This window comes from Streptomyces narbonensis, from assembly GCF_014649015.1.
In the GTDB taxonomy this organism is placed as follows: Bacteria; Actinomycetota; Actinomycetes; order Streptomycetales; family Streptomycetaceae; genus Streptomyces; species Streptomyces narbonensis.
Genome location: NZ_BMSF01000051.1, coordinates 1 through 2,684, shown reverse-complemented (window position 1 = coordinate 2,684; position 2,684 = coordinate 1). Strand labels below are relative to the sequence as shown.

1 protein-coding gene is annotated in these 2,684 nt (G+C 73.4%); it reads right to left on the bottom strand.

From position 1 onward, the window contains the following. The coding region (locus tag IE124_RS33935; protein WP_189513861.1) for a type I polyketide synthase at positions 1-2,684 on the bottom strand (2,684 nt) is incomplete at both ends.

Below are 2,684 nucleotides of genomic sequence, written 5' to 3'. Positions count from 1 at the left end.
ATGGACCGGCTGCGTAGGGCGACGACGCGGGCGGCATCCTCCAGGCTCAGTGCCCCGGCGACGCAGGCGGCGGCGATCTCGCCTTGCGAGTGCCCGATGACGGCGTGCGGGGTCACGCCGTGGTGCTGCCAGAGCTTGGCCAGCGAGACCATGACGGCGAAGGTGGCGGGCTGGACGACGTCGACGCGGTCGAGCGTCGGGGCGCCGGGAGCCTGTCGTACGACGGCTTCGAGGGACCAGTCGACGTGACGGGAGAGCGCGGTCTCGCACGCGGCCATCTCCGCCGCGAACTCCGCAGAGGAGTCCAGCAGTTCGGCACCCATCCCGGACCACTGCGTGCCCTGGCCGGGGAACACGAACGCCACGCGCCCGACAGCGGAAGCCGTGCCACGAATCAGCCCGTCCGGGTCGGCCAGGGCCTGTACGAGGTCGCCCGCCCCGGTGCCCAGCGCGACGGCCCGGTGCTCGAACTGCGCCCGCCCGTCGGCCAGTACGCGGGCGACGGCGCCGGCGTCGACGTCATCCGTACGCCCCTGAGAGGCGTACGCGGCGAGCCGCTCGATCTGGGCGTCGAGTGCACCGGCGGACTTCGCCGACACCACCCACGGCACCACGCCACCCGACGACGGCTCGTCCACGGCGGTGTTTTCCACCGTCGGGGCCTCTTCGAGGACGACGTGAGCGTTCGTCCCGCTGATGCCGAAGGAGGAGACGGCGGCGCGGCGCAGCCCGCCGTCCTGCTTCTCCGGCCAGTCCACGGCCTCGGTGAGGAGTTCCACGGCACCGGCCGACCAGTCGATCTGGTCCGAGGGGGCGTCCACGTGAAGCGTCTTCGGGAGTAGCCCGTGGCGCATCGCCTGGACCATCTTGATGACACCGGCGACACCGGCCGCGGCCTGGGTGTGCCCGATGTTGGACTTCAACGATCCGAGCAGCAACGGACGTTCGCCGCCCCGGTCCTGCCCGTAGGTGGCGATCAGGGCCTGCGCCTCGATCGGGTCGCCGAGCCGCGTCCCCGTGCCGTGCGCCTCGACGACATCGACCTCGCCCGGCGTGAGCCGGGCGTCGGCCAGGGCCCGCCGGATGACGCGCTGCTGCGACGGCCCGTTCGGAGCCGTGAGACCGTTGCTGGCGCCGTCCTGGTTCACGGCGCTGCCGCGGACGACCGCGAGGACCCGGTGTCCGTGGCGGCGGGCGTCCGACAGGCGCTCGACGAGGAGGACACCGACACCCTCGGACCAACTGGTGCCGTCCGCCGACGCGGCGAACGCCTTCGACCGACCGTCCCCGGCCAGCCCGCGCTGCCGGCTGAACTCCACGAACATCCCCGGCGTGGGCATCACGGCCACGCCGCCGGCGAGCGCCATGTCGACCTCGCCCTTGCGCAGGGCCTGCACGGCGAGGTGCAGGGCGACCAGCGACGACGAGCAGGCGGTGTCCACCGTCAGGGCGGGGCCCTCAAGGCCGAGCGTGTACGAGACGCGGCCCGACATCACGCTGGCCGTGTTGCCGGTCAGCAGGTATCCGTCGAGGCCCTCCCCGCCGTCGCGCAGGCTCGGCCCGTACTCGTGGGTCATCGCCCCGGTGAAGACGCCGACCTGCTGTCCCCGCAGGGAGGTCGGGTCGATCCCGGCGTCCTCGACGGCCTCCCAGGAGGTCTCCAGCAGGAGGCGCTGCTGCGGGTCCATGGCGAGGGCCTCGCGCGGCGAGATCCCGAAGAAGGCCGCGTCGAAACCGGCGACGTCCTCGATGAACCCGCCCTGGCGGACGTACGACGTCCCGGGGTGCTCGGGGTCCGGGTGGTAGAGCCCCTCCAGGTCCCAGCCGCGGTCCTGCGGGAAGCCGGAGATCGCGTCCCCGCCGCCGGCGACCAGCCGCCACAGGTCCTCCGGCGAGGCGACACCGCCCGGCAGGCGGCACGCCATGCCGACGATCGCCACCGGCTCCTCGACGGCACCGGCCGTCGTCGCCACCGGAGCGGGCTCCGCGGCGGCCGGCTGCGCCGCCTCCCCGTGCACGACGACGAGCAGCTGCTCCGCCAGCGCCTCGGGGGTGGGGAAATCGAAGATCATGGACGGCGCCAGTCGTACGCCGAAGGCGGCGTTGATCCGGTTACGCAGGTCCACACCGGTCAGGGAGGTGCACCCGGCCTCGCGGAAGGTCCGGCCGACCTCGATCTGCCCGCCTCCCGCGTACCCCAGCACCTGGGCCGTCTGCGCCCGGACCTTGTCCAGGATCACGCGCAGCTGTTCGTCCCGGTCGAGCCGTGCGAGCTCGGCGGCCTCCGTGCGGAGCACGGCGCGCCGCACCGGCGGCTCGGCCGCTGCCGGGGCGAGCGCCTCGATCTCGCCCAGCCAGTGGCGCTCGGTCTGGAACGCGTACGTGGGAAGGCCGTGGAGGCCTGGGTGCCGGCCGGTCGTGGTGGGGAGGAGCGGGCTCCAGTCGACCGGGAGTCCATTGACCCAGGCTTCGGCGAGGGAGGAGACCAGACGCTCCTGGCCGCCTTGTTCGCGGCGGAGGGTGCCGAGGCCTGTGACGGTGTCGGGGAGGGCCATGGTGAGGACGGGGTGGGCGGAGACCTCGACGAAGTGGGTGAAGCCCTCGGTGGCGAGTGTCTCGACGGCGGGGGCGAAGCCGACGGGGTGGCGGAGGTTGCGGTACCAGTAGGTGGCGTCGAGGGCGGG